The organism is Gordoniibacillus kamchatkensis, assembly GCF_000829455.1.
GTDB lineage: Bacteria > Bacillota > Bacilli > Paenibacillales > NBRC-103111 > Gordoniibacillus > Gordoniibacillus kamchatkensis.
On the sequence record NZ_JXAK01000095.1, the window covers coordinates 1 to 16,648 of the forward strand.

The following is a 16,648-nucleotide window of genomic DNA, read 5'->3' on the forward strand; positions in this document are numbered from 1 at the left end:
CTTCGGCGCGCGCGGCTTGTCTTGCCCCGCGGCGTCCGCCGGGGCTTTGTCGGTCTCTCTTCATACGTCGTCCGTCCTATCGTGTCAATGGATTCAGCAAATGCTTTACGTCCAAGTATACTCTATTCCGGCCCGCTTGCACAAAAATGAGAATCCGCTGCTTCACCGCATATTCGCATCTTGCCGTCAGTCTAACGGATAACTGCATGTCCAGTACTGCGTGTGGCGGATACCTTGTAACTTTTTCGATCGCGTCCCCCTACACTCCGCTTGCTTCAAGCAGGAATGGCTGCAACTCCCTCGCAATGCGAAAGCCGTACGAAGGTAGCGCCAGCAGCCGAGCCCGAAGCCCCTTAAGTAGGCCGTCGGGCATAACCCAAAGGCTCCAAGCCTTCAGCCGCATCGCCGCCGCTCTTAGCCGCATTGCCTCCCGCGCCCGGCACTCTCCTTCAATAGCGGAACGCCGTTCCGTTATCGCCGGATTTCCCGCTTATTTCCCAAAAATAGCGGAACTGCGGTGCTTTATTTGCTGCAAAAACCGTGTATCCCCCGCCTCAACAACGGAATCTCAAAAAATAACGGAACCGGGTGCCGCTAACGAAAAAAAGACGGACTTACATCACGTCATAACGGAACGTCGTTCCGCTAACTTCGCGGCGTACCTCCTAGGGTCCCATTTTCCGGTATCGCCTCAGCATAATTGTCAGGCATCTAGAGCACTTCAGTGCGAAAGCCCGCCTCGTAATAGCGCAATACCATTGGCCGACAGATCCGCCCCAACTAGCGTAGACTTCTCGCTCAATACGAAAAAAGGAACCGCCCTTGCCGTCAGGTACGGTTCCTCCTTATGTTAGCCTATCAGTTCATATGCCTCCACAGTTTTACAGCCCGCGCATGCAATAGAGGCACGGGTCGCTTCCTTTCACCGCGACTGCCCATAAAGCCAAGGATAGCCGGAAGCTTGGAAACTTCCCCGGCAATAGATGGCCGAGCGACACGCAATCTTACACGCTCGGCACCTGAGCTCCGCGCGCCAGCCGCGCCGGGATCACGTCGTTTTCCACCAGATTGCCGTACGATTCTCTTTTGACGACCAGATCCGAACGTCCGGCTTGGACGAAAACGACAGCCGGGCGGCGAATCCGGTTATAGTTGCTCGCCATCGCGTAGTTGTATGCACCTGTGCAGGACACGGCGAGAATGTCGCCTACCCGCGCCTCCGGCAGCTCCAAGTCCCAAATGAGCATATCGCCCGTCTCGCAGCATTTGCCCGCGATGGACACCGTCTCCTCGTTCGCTTCGCGGGCCCGGTTCGCCAGCATCGCCTCGTATTTCGCTTCGTACAGCGCCGGACGCGGGTTGTCGGTCATGCCGCCGTCAACGGCGACATACTTGCGAATGCCGGGAATGTCTTTCATCGTGCCGATCGTATACAGCGTCGTACCGGCGTCGCCGACGATCGAGCGGCCCGGTTCGATCCATATTTCCGGCATCGGATAGGTATAGGAAGCGAACTGCTTCTTCACCGCATCCACGATCGCCTTCACGTAGTCGCCTACCGGCAGCGGCTTGTGCTCTTCCGTGTAGCGGATGCCAAAGCCTCCTCCGAGATTCATGACCGGGAACGTAAGCCCCAGCTCGTCGCGGACCCGCGCGTAAAACTGAGCGACCCGCTCCGCCGCCATGCGGAAGCCCTCGACCTCGAAAATTTGCGAGCCGATATGCGAATGCAGCCCGAGCAGCTCGAGCTGCTTCAGCTCTTTCGCTTCCTGCAGCGCGCGAAAGGCGGCGCCGTTTTGCAAATCGAAGCCGAATTTCGAATCTTCCTGGCCGGTCGAAATGTAATCGTGAGTATGCGCCTCGACCCCCGGCGTCACGCGGAACAGCACGTTCGCCTTGACGCCTTTGTCCAGTGCGAGCGCGTTCAGCACATGCAGCTCGACGAAGTTGTCCACCACAAAGCAGCCGATGCCCGCGTCCAGCGCCATCTCGATCTCATGCGGCGTCTTGTTGTTGCCGTGAAAATGAATGCGCTGCGGCGGAAATCCGGCCTCGAGCGCCGTATACAGCTCGCCGTCGGAGACGACGTCAAGCGCCAGCCCCTCCTCTTCAACGAGGCGGCACATCGCCTTCACGCAGAACGCCTTGCTCGCATAAGCGACTTGATACTTGACGCCGGCGGCGCGGAACGCCGCAACGAACTCGCGGCAGCGCTGGCGGATAAGCGCCTCGTCGTACACGTACAGGGGCGTGCCGAATTCGGCGGCCAGCGCCGTCGTATCGACGCCGCCGATCTGCAAATGTCCTTTATCGTTAATGGTGCTAGTTCCATGTAAATGCATCCGGAAAACCTCTTTCTATCGCAATGAGTGCACATATGTTTCAAGGGTAACATACGCTGTTCCTCTTGACAATACGGCCGCCGCGCGTATCCGCCTTTTCATTGCTGCACAACGACGAACCGGTTCCCTTGGTTTGCGGGAACCGGTTCAAAAAGCGGAATTGCTATTGGCGCTGCGGCTGCCGCGAGCGGTCGATCGGCTTGGTCAAGCTGAGGCGCGTATTCGACGACGTGACCGGTATTCGAATCAAGATCGCCAAAGCCCCCTTCCAGTTAAACGGCAGAAACGGCCACAAGTAAGGCGAATCGTACGAGCGCTGCAAAGCAAGCAAAATGACCCACAACGTCGCCGAGATGACGAACCCGGGCGCGCCGAACAGCCCGGTAGCGAGTATAAACACGAGCCGGCTAAGGCGGTTCGCCATGGCGAGCTCATAGCTGGGCGTCGCGAAGGAACCGATAGCCGCGACAGCGAGGTACAAAATCACCTCGTTCACGAACAAGCCCGTTTTGACGGCAATTTCCCCGACGAGGACAGCGGCGACGAGACCCATGGCGGTAGCGAGCGGCGATGGCGTATGGACAGCGGCCATCCGCATCAAATCGATGCCGAGCTCCGCGAACAGAAATTGCACCATGATCGGCAAATGGGCGGACTGGCTCGGGCCGATAAACGACAGTACTTCCGGCTTGAAATGAGGGTCTTTCACCATAAGCAGCCACAACGGCAAGACGAACAGCGAGCCGATCACTCCGACAAAACGGACCCAGCGCAAATACGTGCCGACAAACGGCGTTTGGCGGTACTCCTCGGCGTGCTGAACATGATGGAAAAACGTTGTCGGCAAAATCATCGCGCTCGGACTCGTATCGACAAAGATGACAACGTGCCCTTCGAGCAAATGCGCAGCCGCCACGTCAGGCCGTTCCGTGTAACGGACGAGCGGGTACGGGTTCCAGCCTTTGCGCATGATCGCCTCTTCCAGCTGCTTCTCGGCGAGCGGAATGCCGTCCAGCTCCAATTCCTTGATTTTGTTCCGCACTTCCTCAATAAGCCGCGGATTGGCAATGTCGCTCAAATAACCGATACATACGTCCGTATTCGTTCTTTTGCCAACGTTCATAATTTTCAGCTTCAGGCGCGGATCGCGCACACGCCTCCGCACGAGCGTCACGTTGGTGAGCAGCGTCTCGACGAAGCCGTCGCGGGCGCCGCGCACGACGCGCTCCAAATCCGGTTCCTCCGTCGTGCGGGCCGGAAAATTTTTGGCGTCGATGATGATGGCTGCCGGTTCGTGCTCGATGAACAGGGCGGTGCCGCCCTTAAAAACAAGCTCAACCGCATTCGACATGTTGTCCGCCTTCGACACCTGGATATGCGGAATGAGCTCGTCGAAGAGTGTCTGCAGCGCATGGTCGTGCATCTCTTCTTCCATGGCGTAGGTGAGCCGCTTCAGCACTTCGGTGAGCACCGTATCTTTGGCAAAGCCGTTGGCGTAAAAAATGCCGACGCGGCGACCCCCGAACACCATCTCCCGCAGCACCAGATCGAAGCTGGCCGACAGTCCGCAACGTTCTTCCAGCAGACGTTTGACCTCGTCGATGCTGCCGGGGATGTCGTCCTCGTTCTTCATCCGCATCTCTTCCGCCGTCATATCCGGCGGCAGCACGCCGCTTGGGTTCTCCAGCTCGCGCTGGATGATGTTGCCTTCACGGTCGATTTCCAGCTTCTCCCCGCGCTCATTTTCCGCTTTCATGGAACCGCCTTCCGAGCCGGCGCCGTCAGGTTTGCTTCGTTGTCCCGTTCTTGCCATATCCAGCAGCTTCTTCATCATTACCCCTCCTTGACGTACACGAGCCATTCGAAGAGCGAGCCAGCCACTTTGCCCAAAATCATCGCCAGCAGCAACCAGGCGATATAATCCGCAAGCCCGATCCGTCTGGCGAGAATCGGCAGCACGTTGACAACTTCCGTCAAGGCTGCCGCCAGCATGCCGACGAAGCAGCCCGCAAACAGACCGAACACAGCTGCGCCGAGAGGAAACAGATCCGCCTTCCAACCGTAAAAATCGGCAAGCGTGAAAAACAGCACCCCTGCGATAACTGCCCCTTCATAGGCGCGAATGTTGCCGTACGACTTCGTCATTTGCGCCAATCGCGGGATAATGTCCAGAACGACAAGAAAAGCGACGAACCCGCTGCCCACCGCAATCCCTCCGGCGACGCCGAGAAACGCAACGGCCGCCCCCTTGAGCGCTTCCGTCAAGGAGCATCACCACGCAGCTGGCGGTCGTGAATTTTGCGGTATTCGTCGGTGATGATGAACTGGTTTACGCTTTCCTGATACATGAACATTTCGACTTCAAGCGGACTCGGCTCTTCGTTGAACTTTTTCTTGAACAGATGATTGAAGAACAGCACCATGCCGATCCCGATGCCAAGCGAATATGGAATTTGCAGCAGCAGCGGATACTCTGCGCGCCTGCCGGTAATGAGCTCGTAAATGCGCCGGTGCACTTCCAGCATGGAAACGTCCGCATGAAAATTCATGATCGCCAGTCCCGATCCGATGAACAGCAGCAGCCAAACGAGCGCGATGGCGACCGGATTCGCCTTGCGCTTCCGCTCTTCGGTTTCGATCAGCACATGCGGCTCGCCGAACTGCTCGATCTGCACGTCGGGAAACAGCTCTTTCACTTTTCTGACGATCAGCATCATGTCGAGGAGCAGCTTGTTCCCATCCTGCGGACGGTGGCGGTGCAGCACCAGCTCGCGCAGCTTCCGCTCCATGTCCGGTTCGGCGATCATCTGCGCGACGTCGCCAAGCCGAATCGTCGCTCCTTGCGGCATTCGGGCGCGGCGCCGCAGCCGTATGTACAAATATGGGACAGCGTTGCCGGCCATGCGAATCCCCCCTTCCCGCGGGCACGGCTGGATGAAGTTAGTATGGGAAAAGGTGCAAGCGGCTAATCGCAGCCACGTCTGGCAAAATGATGTAGAACTGCATGGCCGAACAACAAAGAGCCCTGCCGCCATGCAAACAGCGGAACAGGGCCCCTTATTGCGCCTTCGGCGTGCGGCCGGCAACCAGCATGAGAACGAACGACAGCGCTGCGATCGCGCCTGCCCACCACCACGCCGGCGCCCAGCGGCCGCTCTCGACGGCGGTATAAATGGCGGTAGGTACCGTCTCGGTCCGCCCCGGGATGTTGCCGGCAATCATGAGCGTAGCCCCGAACTCTCCAAGCGATCGGGCGAAGCCGAGCACGTACGCGGTCAGCAGCGATCGCGCCGCCAGCGGCAGCGTTATGCGCAGCAAAACTTGCCGCTCCCCGGCCCCGTCGGTGCGGGCCGCTTCTTCCAGGCTGCGGTCTACGGACCCGAAGCCGACTTTCATCGTCTGATACGCGAGCGGAAAAGCGACGACGACCGAAGCGACGACGGCCGCCCACCATGTGAACACGATCGGGGCCTGAAACACGGCCTCGATCGCCCGCCCGATCCAGCTGCGGCGGCCAAGCAACGCGAGCAGCACGAAGCCGACCACCGTCGGCGGCAGCACGAGCGGCAGCAGAAACACCGTTTCGACAATCGTCTTGAAGCGGTACGTGCGCCGTCCTAACGTCCAGGCGGCAAACAGCGCCGCCGCGAAGACGATGACGCTGGCCGTCATCGTCACCCGCAGCGAGAGCAAGATGGGCGCCGTGAATTCCTCCCACGGGATGCCGCCGATCATCGTTTGGCCGGCGTAAAGCCGAAGCCGGAGAACAAGTCCGCCGCCTCCTTGGTTTGCAAATAATCGTACAGCGCTTGCGCCTCTTCGCCATGCTTCGTCGCCTTCACGATGCCGACCTGAATTTCGATAGGTTTATAGAGCTTTGCATCTACCGGCTCGGCTACTGCCGCTTGCTTCGACGTCAGCGCGTCGGTTTTGTACACGAAACCGGCATCGGCGTTGCCTGACTCTACATAAGTCAGCACTTGGCGCACATCTTTGGCGAACAGAAGCTTCGGCTGCAGCGAATCCCACAGCTTGGCGTTCGTGAGCGCTTCTTTCGCATAGCTTCCGGCCGGGACGGACTCGGGCTCGCCGAGCGCGATCCGTTTCACATCCGCTTTGGCCAGATCGGCCAGCTTTAGGTTCGGTGCATTTCCCGTTTTCGGTACGACGAGCACGAGCTCGTTGTACAGCAGCGTCGTCTGAAGCTTGCTCTCGACAAGCCCCCGTGCGACGAGCGCCTGCATGTTTTTCGCCGCCGCGGAGACGAACAAATCCGCCGGAGCTCCTTGCTCGATTTGCTGCTGCAGCGCCCCGGACGCTCCGAAGTTGAAGCGCAGCTTGATGCCCGGATGGCCCGCTTCAAAGCGTTTTTGCAGCTCGCGCAAGCTATCGCTCATGCTGGCCGCCGCCGAGACGACAAGCTCTGCCGGCTCCGCCCCCGAATGGCGGACATCGGCGCCGTCCGGAGCCGCCGGAGCTTTCGGCGCCTGCGCACCGCCGCAGCCCGTCAGCATAAAAGCAAGCGCTCCCGCAGCAAGTAATGCCGCGATCGTTCTCATTCTCACCGTTTCTCTCTCCCTATACCAATCATAATCAGTTATATTTATTTATATCTAATTATATTTGGCGAAGACTATCTTTGTAAATATTGGCTTAATTTTAGCCAATCTTCTACAATAGACTTACGATACCGGACGGAAAGGAGAACGGAGCAATCTATGGAACCGGACGTTTCCTATACGACCGAAGAAATCGCCAAGCTGCTCAAAATATCGAAGCTCACCGTATACGACCTGATCAAAAAAGGCGAGCTTCCCGCTTACCGCGTCGGCAAACAGATGCGGGTCGACGCCCGCGATCTGAACGCCTACAAGCAGCGGGCCAAAGGCGGCGGGATGCTCCGTCCCGAGGGAGGAACTGCTGGGTCGCCGGATCCCGGTGCAGCGACTCCGGCCTCCGCCATTCCGGCAACCGCCAGGGCGAACGCCGCCCAGCTCGTGATTACAGGCCAGGACGTCGGCCTCGATCTGCTCGCCAGACATTTGGAGAAGCGCTTGCCCGGCGTTCGTCCGCTGCGCTCGTACGCCGGCAGCATGGACAGCCTGATCGCCATGTACCGCGGCGAAGCGGATATCGTCAGCACCCATTTGCTCGACGGCGACAGCGGCGAATACAACACGCCGTACATCCGCCGGCTGCTGAGCGGCTTCTCCTACGTCATCGTCAACCTGGTGTCGCGCCAGGCCGGCCTGTACGTTGCCGAAGGCAACCCGCTCGGCCTGTCCGGCTGGCCGGATCTCGGCCGGCCCTCACTTCGCCTCGTCAACCGGGAAAAGGGCTCCGGCGCCCGCGTCCTGCTCGACGAGCAGCTGCGGCTGCACGCCATTCCCCGCGAGCGCATTATCGGTTACGAGCACGAGGAAACGAGCCACCTGGCGGTAGCCGCCAAAGTTCGCGCCGGCGAAGCGGATGTCGGCATCGGCATCGAAAAGGCGGCCGCCATAGTCGGCGTCGGCTTCGTACCGCTCATCCGCGAGCGGTACGATCTGGTCATGCTGAAAACGCCGGCTACGGCCCCCTGGCTGCCCGCTGTGCTCGAGCTGCTGCAAGACCGGGATTTCCGCGCCGAACTCAGCTCGCTGCAAGGCTACGACGTCTCGCAGACTGGCCGCATCTGGCTGGAAACATGACAAAATACCCGATCTGGGGCGACAAGCCCCGGAGCGGGTATTTTGTCCTATCTGGCGACGGAGCCCCCTTTCTCCGAAAAAAAGACCGGATCGCTATTGCGCGATCTGGTCTTTGATCGATTGCAATATTTTTTTCTCGAGGCGCGACACCTGCACTTGCGAAATGCCGAGTCTGGACGCGACCTCCGACTGCGTCTGGTCGCGGAAATAGCGCAAATAGACGATAAGCCGCTCCCGCTCGCTCAAAGCTCCGATCGCTTCGCTCAGCGCAAGCTTCTCGAACCATTTGTCCTGCGTGTCGTCGGCGATTTGATCCATGAGCGTGATCGGGTCGCCGTCGTTCTCGAATACGGTCTCGTGAATCGAAGACAGCGGCTTGCCTGCTTCCTGGGCGAAAACGACGTCCTCCGGCGTAATGCCGAGCTCGTCGGCCACCTCCTTGATCGTCGGCAGCCGGCCGATCTTTTTCGACAGCTCGTCCTTCGTCTTCCTCACCTTGTTGGCAAGCTCCTTCAGCGAGCGGCTCACTTTGAGCGTGCCGTCGTCGCGCAGGAAGCGCTGTATTTCGCCGATAATCATCGGCACGGCATACGTTGAAAATTTCACGTCATACGACAGGTCGAACTTATCCACCGACTTCAGCAGCCCGATGCAGCCGATTTGGAACAAATCCTCCGCTTCATAGCCGCGGTTCAGGAACCGCTGCACAACCGACCACACAAGCCGAATGTTGCAGTTCACGAGCGTTTCCCTCGCGAGCTGGTCACCGGATTGGCTAAGCGCGATCAATCGTTTCACTTCGGCATCGTCCAGATAGCTGTGAGAGGCGTTCTTCAAATCTACGTCCATAGATCAAACCCCTAATTGTAAAGAGCTTTTTTCGATTCGATGCGCTTGACCATGCGGATTTTCGTTCCGGCGCCCGGCGCTGACGTGACGTCCACCTCGTCCATGAAATTTTCCATGATGGTGAAGCCCATGCCCGAGCGCTCCAGCTCCGGCTTGGACGTGTAGAGCGGCTGGCGCGCCTGCTCCAGATCGGCGATGCCCGCGCCCTCGTCTTCGACAGTAATGCGGACCGTATCGCCTTCGATCTCGGCGGCGATCGTTACGATCCCGTTCGGGTCGTTGTCGTAGCCGTGAATAATGCAGTTCGTCACGGCTTCGGAGACGACGGTTTTGATATCGGTTAGCTCATTCAGCGTCGGATCGAGCTGCGAGACGAACGCGGCGACCGCCACGCGGGCGAACGATTCGTTCTCGGAACGGCTCGCAAACGACAGTTTCATGAAGTTCGCGCCGCTCATTAGACCGCCTCCAGACTGGAGATCGCGGATTTCTCGTTCTCCTGGACGCTGACGATTTTGAAGAGGCCCGACAGCTCGAACAGCCTGTAAACGGCCGGCGATACGTCGCAGACGACCATTTTGCCGCCTTTGGCCGTAATCTGCTTATATCTGCCGAGAATGACGCCGAGTCCCGAGCTGTCCATGAAGGACAAATCCCGCAGGCTCAAAATGACGTTGCGCACGTCGCCGGAGACGATCGCGTCTTCCATGCGGCTCTTGACCACATCGGCGGTATGATGGTCGAGCTCGCCTTTCAGACGAACGATCAGCGCCTTCCTTCCGTGCTCGAGTTCCATTTGCAGACTCATTGCTGACTCACTCCTTCCAAAGCTTGAACCACTCTTTCTACGAAGGAGAAGCCAATTCCTGCCACCCGACAAAACTAGAAGAAAGGAGCCAAATTACCCCAAAAAGTGACGCGAATGATTCGCAGCGTAGCCCGATTTAGGGGACCCATCGCCCGGGCTAGGAGGAGAACATGCTGCCGAGCGAGCGTTTAAACAGCTTCCACCAGCCTGCCTTCTTCACTTGTACGGGAGACTCGAGCGGGTATTCGGCGATGACGTTGCTGCCTTTGTACACGACGATTTTGCCGACTTGCTGGCCGTATTCGATCGGCGCCCGCAAGTTCGGATCAAGCTGCACCTCGTGGCGGATGCCTTGCGACGCTTCTCCTTTTTTGAGCAGCAGACTGTACGGATGTTTGGCGACGAGCGGCACTTCGCGCACTTCGCCTTTGCTGACCCGGAACGAGCCGAGCTGGTCGCCGGTTTTGTAAATCGGATAATTCGTATATTGCGAGAAAGCATAATCGAACAGCTGCGACACTTCCGCATTGCGCGTCTTCGTATTCGGCTCGCCGAGAACGACGGCGATAACCCTCAGTCCGTCGCGTTTCGCCGTTGCGCTCAAGCAAAACCTGGCTTCGCTCGTAAATCCGGTCTTGAGACCGTCGGCTCCCTGGTAAAACCGCACCAGCTTGTTCGTGTTCACAAGCCAAAACGGCTTCTCCGTATCTTTCCTCAGGTAATCCTGATAGAGGCCGGTGTACTTAGTGACCGCCTCGTGCTTAAGCAATTCGCGCGACATGATCGCAATATCGTAAGCGGACGTATAGTGATCGGCAACCGGCAAGCCGTTGCAGTTGACAAAATGCGTGTTTTTCATCCCAAGCTCCTGCGCGCGCTCGTTCATCATTTGCACAAACGCCTGCTCCGAGCCTGCGAGCTTTTCCGCCATCGCCACCGAAGCATCGTTGCCGGACGCCATTGCGATGCCTTTCAACATTTCCTCGACCGTCATCTCTTCCCCAGGCTCAAGGAAAATTTGCGAGCCGCCCATCGAAGCCGCGTATTCGCTTGTACGCACCTTTTCGTTAAGCTTGATTTTGCCTTGGTCGATCGCTTCCATGATGAGAAGCATCGTCATCACTTTGGTAATCGACGCTGGCGGCAGCCTCTCGTCCTTGTTTTTGTCAAAAATGACCGCGCCCGTGCCGGCATCAAGCAATACCGCGGATTTCGCGTTCGGGGCGAGATCGATCTGCTGCGTTTTTTTCTGCTCGGCGAACGCCGCCGGCGCCCATGAACAGGCAATCAACGCAAAACCGACCGTCGTGACGAACCACTTCTTCAACATGAGATCCTACTCCTCCACTATAGGTCAACGTTAGGTTGCATAGTACTCAGTGTTGACCGAATAAGGAGGAAATATTCGGAAGCGCAAGGGAATTGTGCTGCATGCACATTATAGGCATTGCCTATAGAAGGGATAACTATTATATATTTCACAATCATCCGAAAAAGAGCGATAGTAGTGGAAAGTGTTCCATAATTATCGGAACGGAGGAATCTGCCATGGGCAAAATTTTCCCGGCCATTATGCCGGAGCACGAGGCGTTTATCCGCAAACAACGCTTGTTTTTCGTAGGGACCGCCCCGCTTGCGGAAAGCGGCCATGTCAACATCTCGCCAAAAGGGTACGACACGTTCCGGATTTTGTCCCCGAACGAGGTCGCTTACCTTGACGTTACGGGCAGCGGCAACGAAACAAGCGCGCACGTGGCCGAGAACGCAAGAATTACCATCATGTTCGTCGCCTTCGAAGGTCCGCCGCAAGTGCTGCGCTTGTTCGGAACCGGTACCGTCGTGATGCCCGGTACGCCGCGCTGGGACGAATTGATCGGCCAATTCGAGTTGATTCCCGGCGCGCGACAAATCATTTGCGCTGGTGTCACCGAGGTGAAAACGTCTTGCGGCTACAGCGTCCCTTTTTTCGATTACGCAGGCGAACGGGATACGCTGCGCAAATGGGCCATAAACAAAGGGGAGCAAGGGCTGACCGATTACTGGCAACAAAAAAACGCCGTCAGCATGGATGGAATCGTGACGCCGTTAGGATCGCGGTTATCCGAGTAACGGAACGCGCACAATGCGCTGAACATTCCTCCGCTGCTCCAATTGCTCTTTCGGCAACTACAGCGAGCTTCTCGCGAAAAACGACTCCGCAGTTGCATTTCGGACAACTGCGGAACAATTTTGGCAGGAAGCCGGCCTCGTGCACATCTCCGATTGCCCTTTTGGCAACTTCAGCGAGCCTCTCGCGAAAAATGCCTTTGCAATTGCGTTTTGAGCAATTGCAAAGGCATTTTGGCTGGGAGCTGGATGCATACATATACGCTCCATTTCACCTATTGTACGACTTCGTAAATGAGCGGGTTAGCCTGCGGCTGAACGGGCCCGATCCGGTACGCCTCGCGCAGCATGGAGAGCGCCTCGCTTCTTTGGCGCCATTGACGTGCAGGACGGCGAGCGTTTCTCCGAGCTCCACGCGGTCGCCTACCTTTTTGCGCAGCGTCACGCCGACCGCGTAGTCGATCGCGTCTTCTTTCGTTAGGCGGCCGGCGCCGAGCAGCATCGCGGCAAGCCCGACCTTCTCCGCGTCGATAGCTTCGATGAAACCGGCGGACGCGGCCGGGAGCGGCACTTCTCGTTCGGCGCGCGGCAGCAGTTCGGGCCTCCGGACGAGTTCCGGGTCGCCTCCTTGCGCCGCGACGAAGCGGGCGAACGTTTCCAAAGCTGCGCCGCTGGCGAGCGCTTGCTGCAAGCCCGTATGCGCCGCTTCAAAATCGGGATAAACGCCGCCGAGCACGGCCATGTGCGAAGCAAGCGCCAGGCATACGGTGCGCAAATCGTCGGGTCCGCCGCCGTTCAGTACGGCGATCGCTTCGCGCACTTCGCTGGCGTTGCCGATTTCCGTGCCGAGCGGCTGGTCCATATCGCTCAGCACCGCGATCGTTCTCCGCCCAAGCGAGCGCCCGATACGCACCATCGTTTCCGCCAGCTGGCGGGCGTGCGCCAGATCTTTCATGAACGCCCCTGCGCCCACCTTGACGTCGAGTACGATAGCGTCCGCCCCGGCGGCGATTTTTTTGCTCATAATCGAACTGGCAATGAGCGGGATGCAGCTGACCGTGGCCGTCACATCGCGCAGCGCGTACATCTTTTTGTCCGCTGGCGCCAAATTGCCCGACTGCCCGACAAGGGCGAGCTTGATATCGTTCACATGGCGGACGAACTCTTCCTTGGTCAGCTCGACGCGAAAACCGGGGATCGCTTCCAGCTTATCGATCGTGCCGCCCGTATGGCCGAGGCCGCGCCCCGACATTTTGGCTACCGGCACGCCAACGGACGCAACGAGCGGAGCTACGATCAGCGACGTTTTGTCCCCGACGCCGCCTGTCGAATGCTTGTCAACCTTCACGCCGTGAATGCCTGACAAGTCGAGCATTTCGCCGGAATGCGCCATCGCGAGCGTCAGCTGCGAAGTCTCTTCGTCTGTCATGCCGACGAGATAGACCGCCATCAGGAAAGCCGACATTTGATAATCGGGAATGTCGCCTTGCGTATAGCCGCGAACGATCCATTCGATCTCGTCTTTCGCCAATGTGCCGCCGTCGCGTTTTTTCTGTATTACATCCACCATCCGCATGGTGCAGCTCACCTCTTCCACTGGTCAAAAAAAGCTCTACAAACAGTATACTCCGTCCCGGGAGTCGGAAGCAAAACAGCCGCTTAAACGTAAAAAGACTGCCCCCGCAGGGCAGTCCGATTAAGCAGGTGAAATGCGTTATTGCACGACCAGCGTCGCTTTCATTTGTTCGTGTCCTTGGCCGCATGGCAGCGAGCAGTGCATTTCAAACTTGCCGGGTTTGTCAAACTTCACTTCGGCTTGACGGTTTTGCGCGTTCAGCTTGATGCCCAGGTCCGGGATGTTCAGCTCGTGAACGCCTTCCGCCAGCACCAGCGTCACCTTCTTCGTTTCGCCGGCTTTCACCTGATATTCCGCTTGATCGAACTTCCAGTTGCTCATCGTAACTTTCAGCGTCGTGCCTGCTTCCGCTTTGCTTGCCGCAGCTTCAGCCTGCTTCTGGGAAATATCGTTGAAGAGGACTCCGAGCCCCAAAATTCCTGCACCGATAAATAAAATGAACATGATCCACTTCACGTCTAGGTCCCCCTCGGAAAATAATCACGACTACTATTGTACATGAAACATGGCAATTTTGCCCGATCCTCGCGGCGGCAAAAATCGAAGATTTTGTGACAACATCGCCGGTACGTGCCGCCGCGAAGTTGCCGCTTCAATGGCCCGAAGCGCCGCCCTTGCCGCCTCCGCCTTGTCCCGAGCCGCCGCCGCCGCTTTCGCTTTGATCGGATTGCTTCTTGCCGCCCCGGGACGACCCTCCCTCCGACGAATCGCTTTCTTCGTCAATCAAGCCTTGCTTTCGCTGCAGCTCCTTGATTTGATTGGTTCGCGCTTGCTGCTCTTGCTTTCTCAGGCCTTCGAGCAGCTTTCTGTCCGCTTCGCGGTCTTTTTGCGCCCGCTGCGCGTTATGCTTTAACAATTCCTTATATATCTCGCTTTGCCGTTTCAGCTCCTGGTCAAGCGGACTCATACTGCTTTCGGATTGCGTTTTTGACTCCCCGCCGCCATTTGCCTGCGCCTTGCCGCCTCCGCCTTTTATCGCCGAGCAGCCGAGCATGCCGGTAACGAGCAATGCCGCGGCCGCGGCTCGCAGCAACACGATTCCCATTTTCCGCCCCTCCCGAGCCGAAGCGTAAGTTCGTTACTTTTCACGGGTAGTGTACCCAACTGCCGTCATTTCAAACGATGCGCCGCTGCCTTGCGCGATCCGGTACATGTGGCTTTCCTGACGGATGCACTGTCAGAACGGCTATAAAAGAAGACCGATTTCCTCAATGAACAGCTCCATTGGCAGAAATCGGTCTTCACGTTTATTTTACCCAATTCGGTATATGATGCCCGAAATATTTACCTATTTTCTCAACCTCCGTCATGATGCGCCGTATGCCCTCTTCGCTCAGAAACCAGTTATTTCTCGTTATACCCGTTTTATCAATCACAGGCGCGATGAAAAACTTCGTTTCCGTCGGGAAAACGGTTTGATACGTCAATAACGCTCGCCTGGAATGCCCGGCCTTGCACGCCATGATGGCCTTTTTGGGTTGTATTCCGGCTTCCTGCAGCGCTTTCCATGAATACTGCGCGTTCTGAAACGTATTTTGCGCCCGATCTTCTTTCAATATAGCTGTATTCGGCACTCCCAACGAAATCCCAATTTGATATAAAAAGTCCCATTCTGTTGTTTCTACATGTTTAGTCGCCCCGCCGGAGGGCAGAATGAAAGGCGCCAAGCCTTGATGGTACAACGCCGCTGCCTTTTCCATTAACTGCGGATGACTGCCGCCAGGCACCAGGATCACATCCGCCTGTTCAAGCTCGGTTTCGACAAAGATAAATTGAGTAATGCAATCGAAAGGATATGGCATCGTTTTGCCTCCTTAGGATATCCCCTTTATAATATTGGGGCCATCAACGACAAAGATCGGAATTAACCTTATAGTTCTTTCCATTTCAGGCAGGTTCCCTTGAGGTAACTGAAAGTCATTTCTCACTAGTAATAAAAATGTATTGACTTGGAGTCGGCTCCAGCTTGTAGAATACGGAAAAGAAAGGCGGTGAGGATATTTGTACACGATCGGCCAAGTTGCCGAGATTACAGGGTTTAGCCCCGATACTTTAAGGTATTACGAAAAGTTGGGGCTTGTAAAGCCGCCTCATAGAAGCGCAGGCGGAATACGCACGTACAACGACGACAATGTTCGCTCATTGACGTCATTGAAGTGCCTGAAGAAAACCGGATTATCGCTGGAAGAGATGAAGGAGTTTATCCAAGAGGGCCAGTGCTTTGCAAATCGTTCAACTCTTCGGGATGAAGACGAGATTTCGATATTGAACCGAATCAAGATATTAGCGGAGCACTTGAACAGAATGGAAGAACAGCGCCGGGAACTCGATCATCTGATCAACTTGACCCAACAGAACTTAAAGCTCCACCACGAGCTTCTGCAGCAGCGTAAGTGATGATCCAGCCGGCTTCGCGCGTTCAAGCGGCAAGCTTATGGCAATCGGAGGAGATTTCGGATATGAAAATTGCAATTATCGGGTCGGGGCATATTGGCGGTACATTAGGTCAATTATGGGCGACAAAAGGACACGAAGTCATGTTCGGCTCGCGCGACCCGCAAAGCGACAAACTACAAAAATTGCTCCAAAGAGCGGGGCCGAACGCCCGGGCAGCATCTGTTCGGGATGCGATCGCCTTTGGAGAAGTTATTTTGCTAGCCGTACCGGGGACCGAAATCGAACGGGTACTCGCCGAAGCAGGCGATCTGGGGAACAAAATTCTCATCAACAGCACGATTCTGTTTGACGGCAGATCGGCAAGTGCAGAAGTGATTCGATTGTCTGGCAGTGCCCGTGTAGTCCGAGCTTTCCATACAGTGACATGGGAAGTCCTCGCTAATCCGCAATATGGTCCAGTCAACGCAACGATATTTATGAATGGGGACGATTTCGAAGCCAAACAAACCGTTGCCCGGCTATGCCAAGACATCGGCTTGGATCCGATCGATGCCGGCGACTCTTCGACAAGCACCCAAATTGAAACGGCTGTAGGGACATTCTGGCAAATACTTTCACCCCAATTTGGACGCGATTATGCTTTGCGAGTATTGCGACGGGAGGCTTGAACTGCAAAAAAACCGCTTTCTTCCGGCATGTTCAAGCTTAGAAAGCAGCCAACAATCGGGTAGGAGGCTACCCATTAGTTGAGTAGCCGACCTCCCACACCACCGTACGTACCGTTCGGTATACGGCGGTTCCTTAGTTCACGCAGTTACTT

General features: G+C 56.9%; 18 protein-coding genes. 4 read left to right on the forward strand and 14 right to left on the reverse strand.

The features are described from left to right. Positions 1-1,004 precede the first annotated feature (1,004 nt). The 6 genes from lysA to modA all read right to left on the reverse strand — a co-directional run bounded on the left by lysA (position 1,005) and on the right by modA (position 6,901). Entirely contained in the window at positions 1,005-2,342 is a 1,338-nt protein-coding gene (lysA, locus tag SD70_RS30600; protein WP_041052358.1) for a diaminopimelate decarboxylase, read from the reverse strand. Between the two features lie 163 nt (positions 2,343-2,505). Further along, a complete protein-coding gene (locus SD70_RS30605) occupies positions 2,506-4,176 on the reverse strand; it encodes a spore germination protein (RefSeq protein WP_231571696.1) in 1,671 nt (556 codons plus the stop codon). Then, positions 4,176-4,607, reverse strand: coding sequence for a stage V sporulation protein AB (locus tag SD70_RS30610; protein ID WP_041052359.1), 432 nt, complete (start codon positions 4,605-4,607; stop codon positions 4,176-4,178). The genes SD70_RS30605 and SD70_RS30610 overlap by 1 nt, the downstream gene beginning before the upstream one ends. Then, positions 4,604-5,245 carry a stage V sporulation protein AA gene (locus tag SD70_RS30615; RefSeq protein ID WP_041052360.1) on the reverse strand — a complete coding sequence of 214 codons (642 nt, stop codon included), beginning with the start codon at positions 5,243-5,245 and terminating at the stop codon, positions 4,604-4,606. The genes SD70_RS30610 and SD70_RS30615 overlap by 4 nt, the downstream gene beginning before the upstream one ends. Positions 5,246-5,399: 154 nt before the next feature. Further along, positions 5,400-6,077 carry a molybdate ABC transporter permease subunit gene (gene modB / locus SD70_RS30620; RefSeq protein WP_041052361.1) on the reverse strand — a complete coding sequence of 226 codons (678 nt, stop codon included), beginning with the start codon at positions 6,075-6,077 and terminating at the stop codon, positions 5,400-5,402. Then, on the reverse strand, positions 6,074-6,901 hold the full coding sequence (gene modA, locus SD70_RS30625; RefSeq protein ID WP_156158290.1) for a molybdate ABC transporter substrate-binding protein: 828 nt from the start codon (positions 6,899-6,901) through the stop codon (positions 6,074-6,076). The genes modB and modA overlap by 4 nt, the downstream gene beginning before the upstream one ends. A gap of 159 nt (positions 6,902-7,060) precedes the next feature. On the opposite strand from modA, the gene SD70_RS30630 reads away from it, so the two are divergent. Then, entirely contained in the window at positions 7,061-8,032 is a 972-nt protein-coding gene (locus tag SD70_RS30630; RefSeq protein ID WP_041052363.1) for a helix-turn-helix transcriptional regulator, read from the forward strand. 93 nt (positions 8,033-8,125) lie between these two features. On the opposite strand, the gene sigF is transcribed toward SD70_RS30630, so the two are convergent. From sigF to SD70_RS30650, 4 genes are all read right to left on the reverse strand, one after another. After that, the gene (gene sigF / locus SD70_RS30635; protein ID WP_041052364.1) at positions 8,126-8,881 is read right to left on the reverse strand and encodes an RNA polymerase sporulation sigma factor SigF; all 756 of its coding nucleotides are present in this window, start codon (positions 8,879-8,881) and stop codon (positions 8,126-8,128) included. Positions 8,882-8,892: 11 nt separating this feature from the next. Continuing rightward, positions 8,893-9,339, reverse strand: a complete 447-nt coding sequence (gene spoIIAB / locus SD70_RS30640; protein WP_041052365.1) for an anti-sigma F factor — start codon at positions 9,337-9,339, stop codon at positions 8,893-8,895. Beyond that, positions 9,339-9,689: an anti-sigma F factor antagonist gene (gene spoIIAA / locus SD70_RS30645; RefSeq protein WP_041052366.1), complete on the reverse strand. Its 351-nt coding sequence runs from the start codon at positions 9,687-9,689 to the stop codon at positions 9,339-9,341. Before spoIIAA ends, spoIIAB begins: the two co-directional genes overlap by 1 nt. Before the next feature lie 157 nt (positions 9,690-9,846). Further along, a complete protein-coding gene (locus SD70_RS30650) occupies positions 9,847-11,019 on the reverse strand; it encodes a D-alanyl-D-alanine carboxypeptidase family protein (RefSeq protein ID WP_041052367.1) in 1,173 nt (390 codons plus the stop codon). 218 nt (positions 11,020-11,237) lie between these two features. Between SD70_RS30650 and SD70_RS30655 the strand changes: the two genes are divergently transcribed. Beyond that, positions 11,238-11,798, forward strand: a complete 561-nt coding sequence (locus SD70_RS30655; RefSeq protein ID WP_041052368.1) for a pyridoxamine 5'-phosphate oxidase family protein — start codon at positions 11,238-11,240, stop codon at positions 11,796-11,798. A 268-nt stretch (positions 11,799-12,066) separates the two neighbouring features. On the opposite strand, the gene SD70_RS30660 is transcribed toward SD70_RS30655, so the two are convergent. The 4 genes from SD70_RS30660 to SD70_RS30675 all read right to left on the reverse strand — a co-directional run bounded on the left by SD70_RS30660 (position 12,067) and on the right by SD70_RS30675 (position 15,233). Then, on the reverse strand, positions 12,067-13,371 hold the full coding sequence (locus SD70_RS30660; RefSeq protein ID WP_082053780.1) for a pyrimidine-nucleoside phosphorylase: 1,305 nt from the start codon (positions 13,369-13,371) through the stop codon (positions 12,067-12,069). Positions 13,372-13,509: 138 nt separating this feature from the next. Next, positions 13,510-13,887 carry a cupredoxin domain-containing protein gene (locus SD70_RS30665; protein WP_231571698.1) on the reverse strand — a complete coding sequence of 126 codons (378 nt, stop codon included), beginning with the start codon at positions 13,885-13,887 and terminating at the stop codon, positions 13,510-13,512. Positions 13,888-14,023: 136 nt separating this feature from the next. Continuing rightward, positions 14,024-14,476: a hypothetical protein gene (locus SD70_RS30670; protein WP_041052369.1), complete on the reverse strand. Its 453-nt coding sequence runs from the start codon at positions 14,474-14,476 to the stop codon at positions 14,024-14,026. Between the two features lie 202 nt (positions 14,477-14,678). Beyond that, positions 14,679-15,233 (reverse strand): YdcF family protein, encoded by a 555-nt coding sequence (locus SD70_RS30675; RefSeq protein ID WP_041052370.1) that lies wholly within the window; start codon positions 15,231-15,233, stop codon positions 14,679-14,681. Positions 15,234-15,432: 199 nt separating this feature from the next. Here SD70_RS30675 and SD70_RS30680 point away from each other — a divergent pair, with 199 nt between their 5' ends. Together SD70_RS30680 and SD70_RS30685 are read left to right on the forward strand one after the other, a co-directional pair. After that, positions 15,433-15,828: a MerR family transcriptional regulator gene (locus tag SD70_RS30680; protein WP_041052371.1), complete on the forward strand. Its 396-nt coding sequence runs from the start codon at positions 15,433-15,435 to the stop codon at positions 15,826-15,828. Positions 15,829-15,890: 62 nt separating this feature from the next. Next, complete coding sequence (locus SD70_RS30685) at positions 15,891-16,496, forward strand: NADPH-dependent F420 reductase (protein ID WP_041052372.1); 606 nt, start codon at positions 15,891-15,893, stop codon at positions 16,494-16,496. Positions 16,497-16,648 lie beyond the last annotated feature (152 nt).

Bases quoted from the DNA above. Each gene is read 5' to 3' on its own strand.
- lysA (WP_041052358.1), bottom strand. From the start codon at position 2,342: ATGCATTTACATGGAACTAGCACCATTAACGATAAAGGACATTTGCAG.
- SD70_RS30605 (WP_231571696.1), bottom strand. From the start codon at position 4,176: ATGATGAAGAAGCTGCTGGATATGGCAAGAACGGGACAACGAAGCAAA.
- SD70_RS30615 (WP_041052360.1), bottom strand. From the start codon at position 5,245: ATGGCCGGCAACGCTGTCCCATATTTGTACATACGGCTGCGGCGCCGC.
- modB (WP_041052361.1), bottom strand. From the start codon at position 6,077: ATGATCGGCGGCATCCCGTGGGAGGAATTCACGGCGCCCATCTTGCTC.
- modA (WP_156158290.1), bottom strand. From the start codon at position 6,901: ATGAGAACGATCGCGGCATTACTTGCTGCGGGAGCGCTTGCTTTTATG.
- SD70_RS30630 (WP_041052363.1), top strand. From the start codon at position 7,061: ATGGAACCGGACGTTTCCTATACGACCGAAGAAATCGCCAAGCTGCTC.
- sigF (WP_041052364.1), bottom strand. From the start codon at position 8,881: ATGGACGTAGATTTGAAGAACGCCTCTCACAGCTATCTGGACGATGCC.
- spoIIAB (WP_041052365.1), bottom strand. From the start codon at position 9,339: ATGAGCGGCGCGAACTTCATGAAACTGTCGTTTGCGAGCCGTTCCGAG.
- spoIIAA (WP_041052366.1), bottom strand. From the start codon at position 9,689: ATGAGTCTGCAAATGGAACTCGAGCACGGAAGGAAGGCGCTGATCGTT.
- SD70_RS30650 (WP_041052367.1), bottom strand. From the start codon at position 11,019: ATGTTGAAGAAGTGGTTCGTCACGACGGTCGGTTTTGCGTTGATTGCC.
- SD70_RS30655 (WP_041052368.1), top strand. From the start codon at position 11,238: ATGGGCAAAATTTTCCCGGCCATTATGCCGGAGCACGAGGCGTTTATC.
- SD70_RS30660 (WP_082053780.1), bottom strand. From the start codon at position 13,371: ATGCGGATGGTGGATGTAATACAGAAAAAACGCGACGGCGGCACATTG.
- SD70_RS30670 (WP_041052369.1), bottom strand. From the start codon at position 14,476: ATGGGAATCGTGTTGCTGCGAGCCGCGGCCGCGGCATTGCTCGTTACC.
- SD70_RS30675 (WP_041052370.1), bottom strand. From the start codon at position 15,233: ATGCCATATCCTTTCGATTGCATTACTCAATTTATCTTTGTCGAAACC.
- SD70_RS30685 (WP_041052372.1), top strand. From the start codon at position 15,891: ATGAAAATTGCAATTATCGGGTCGGGGCATATTGGCGGTACATTAGGT.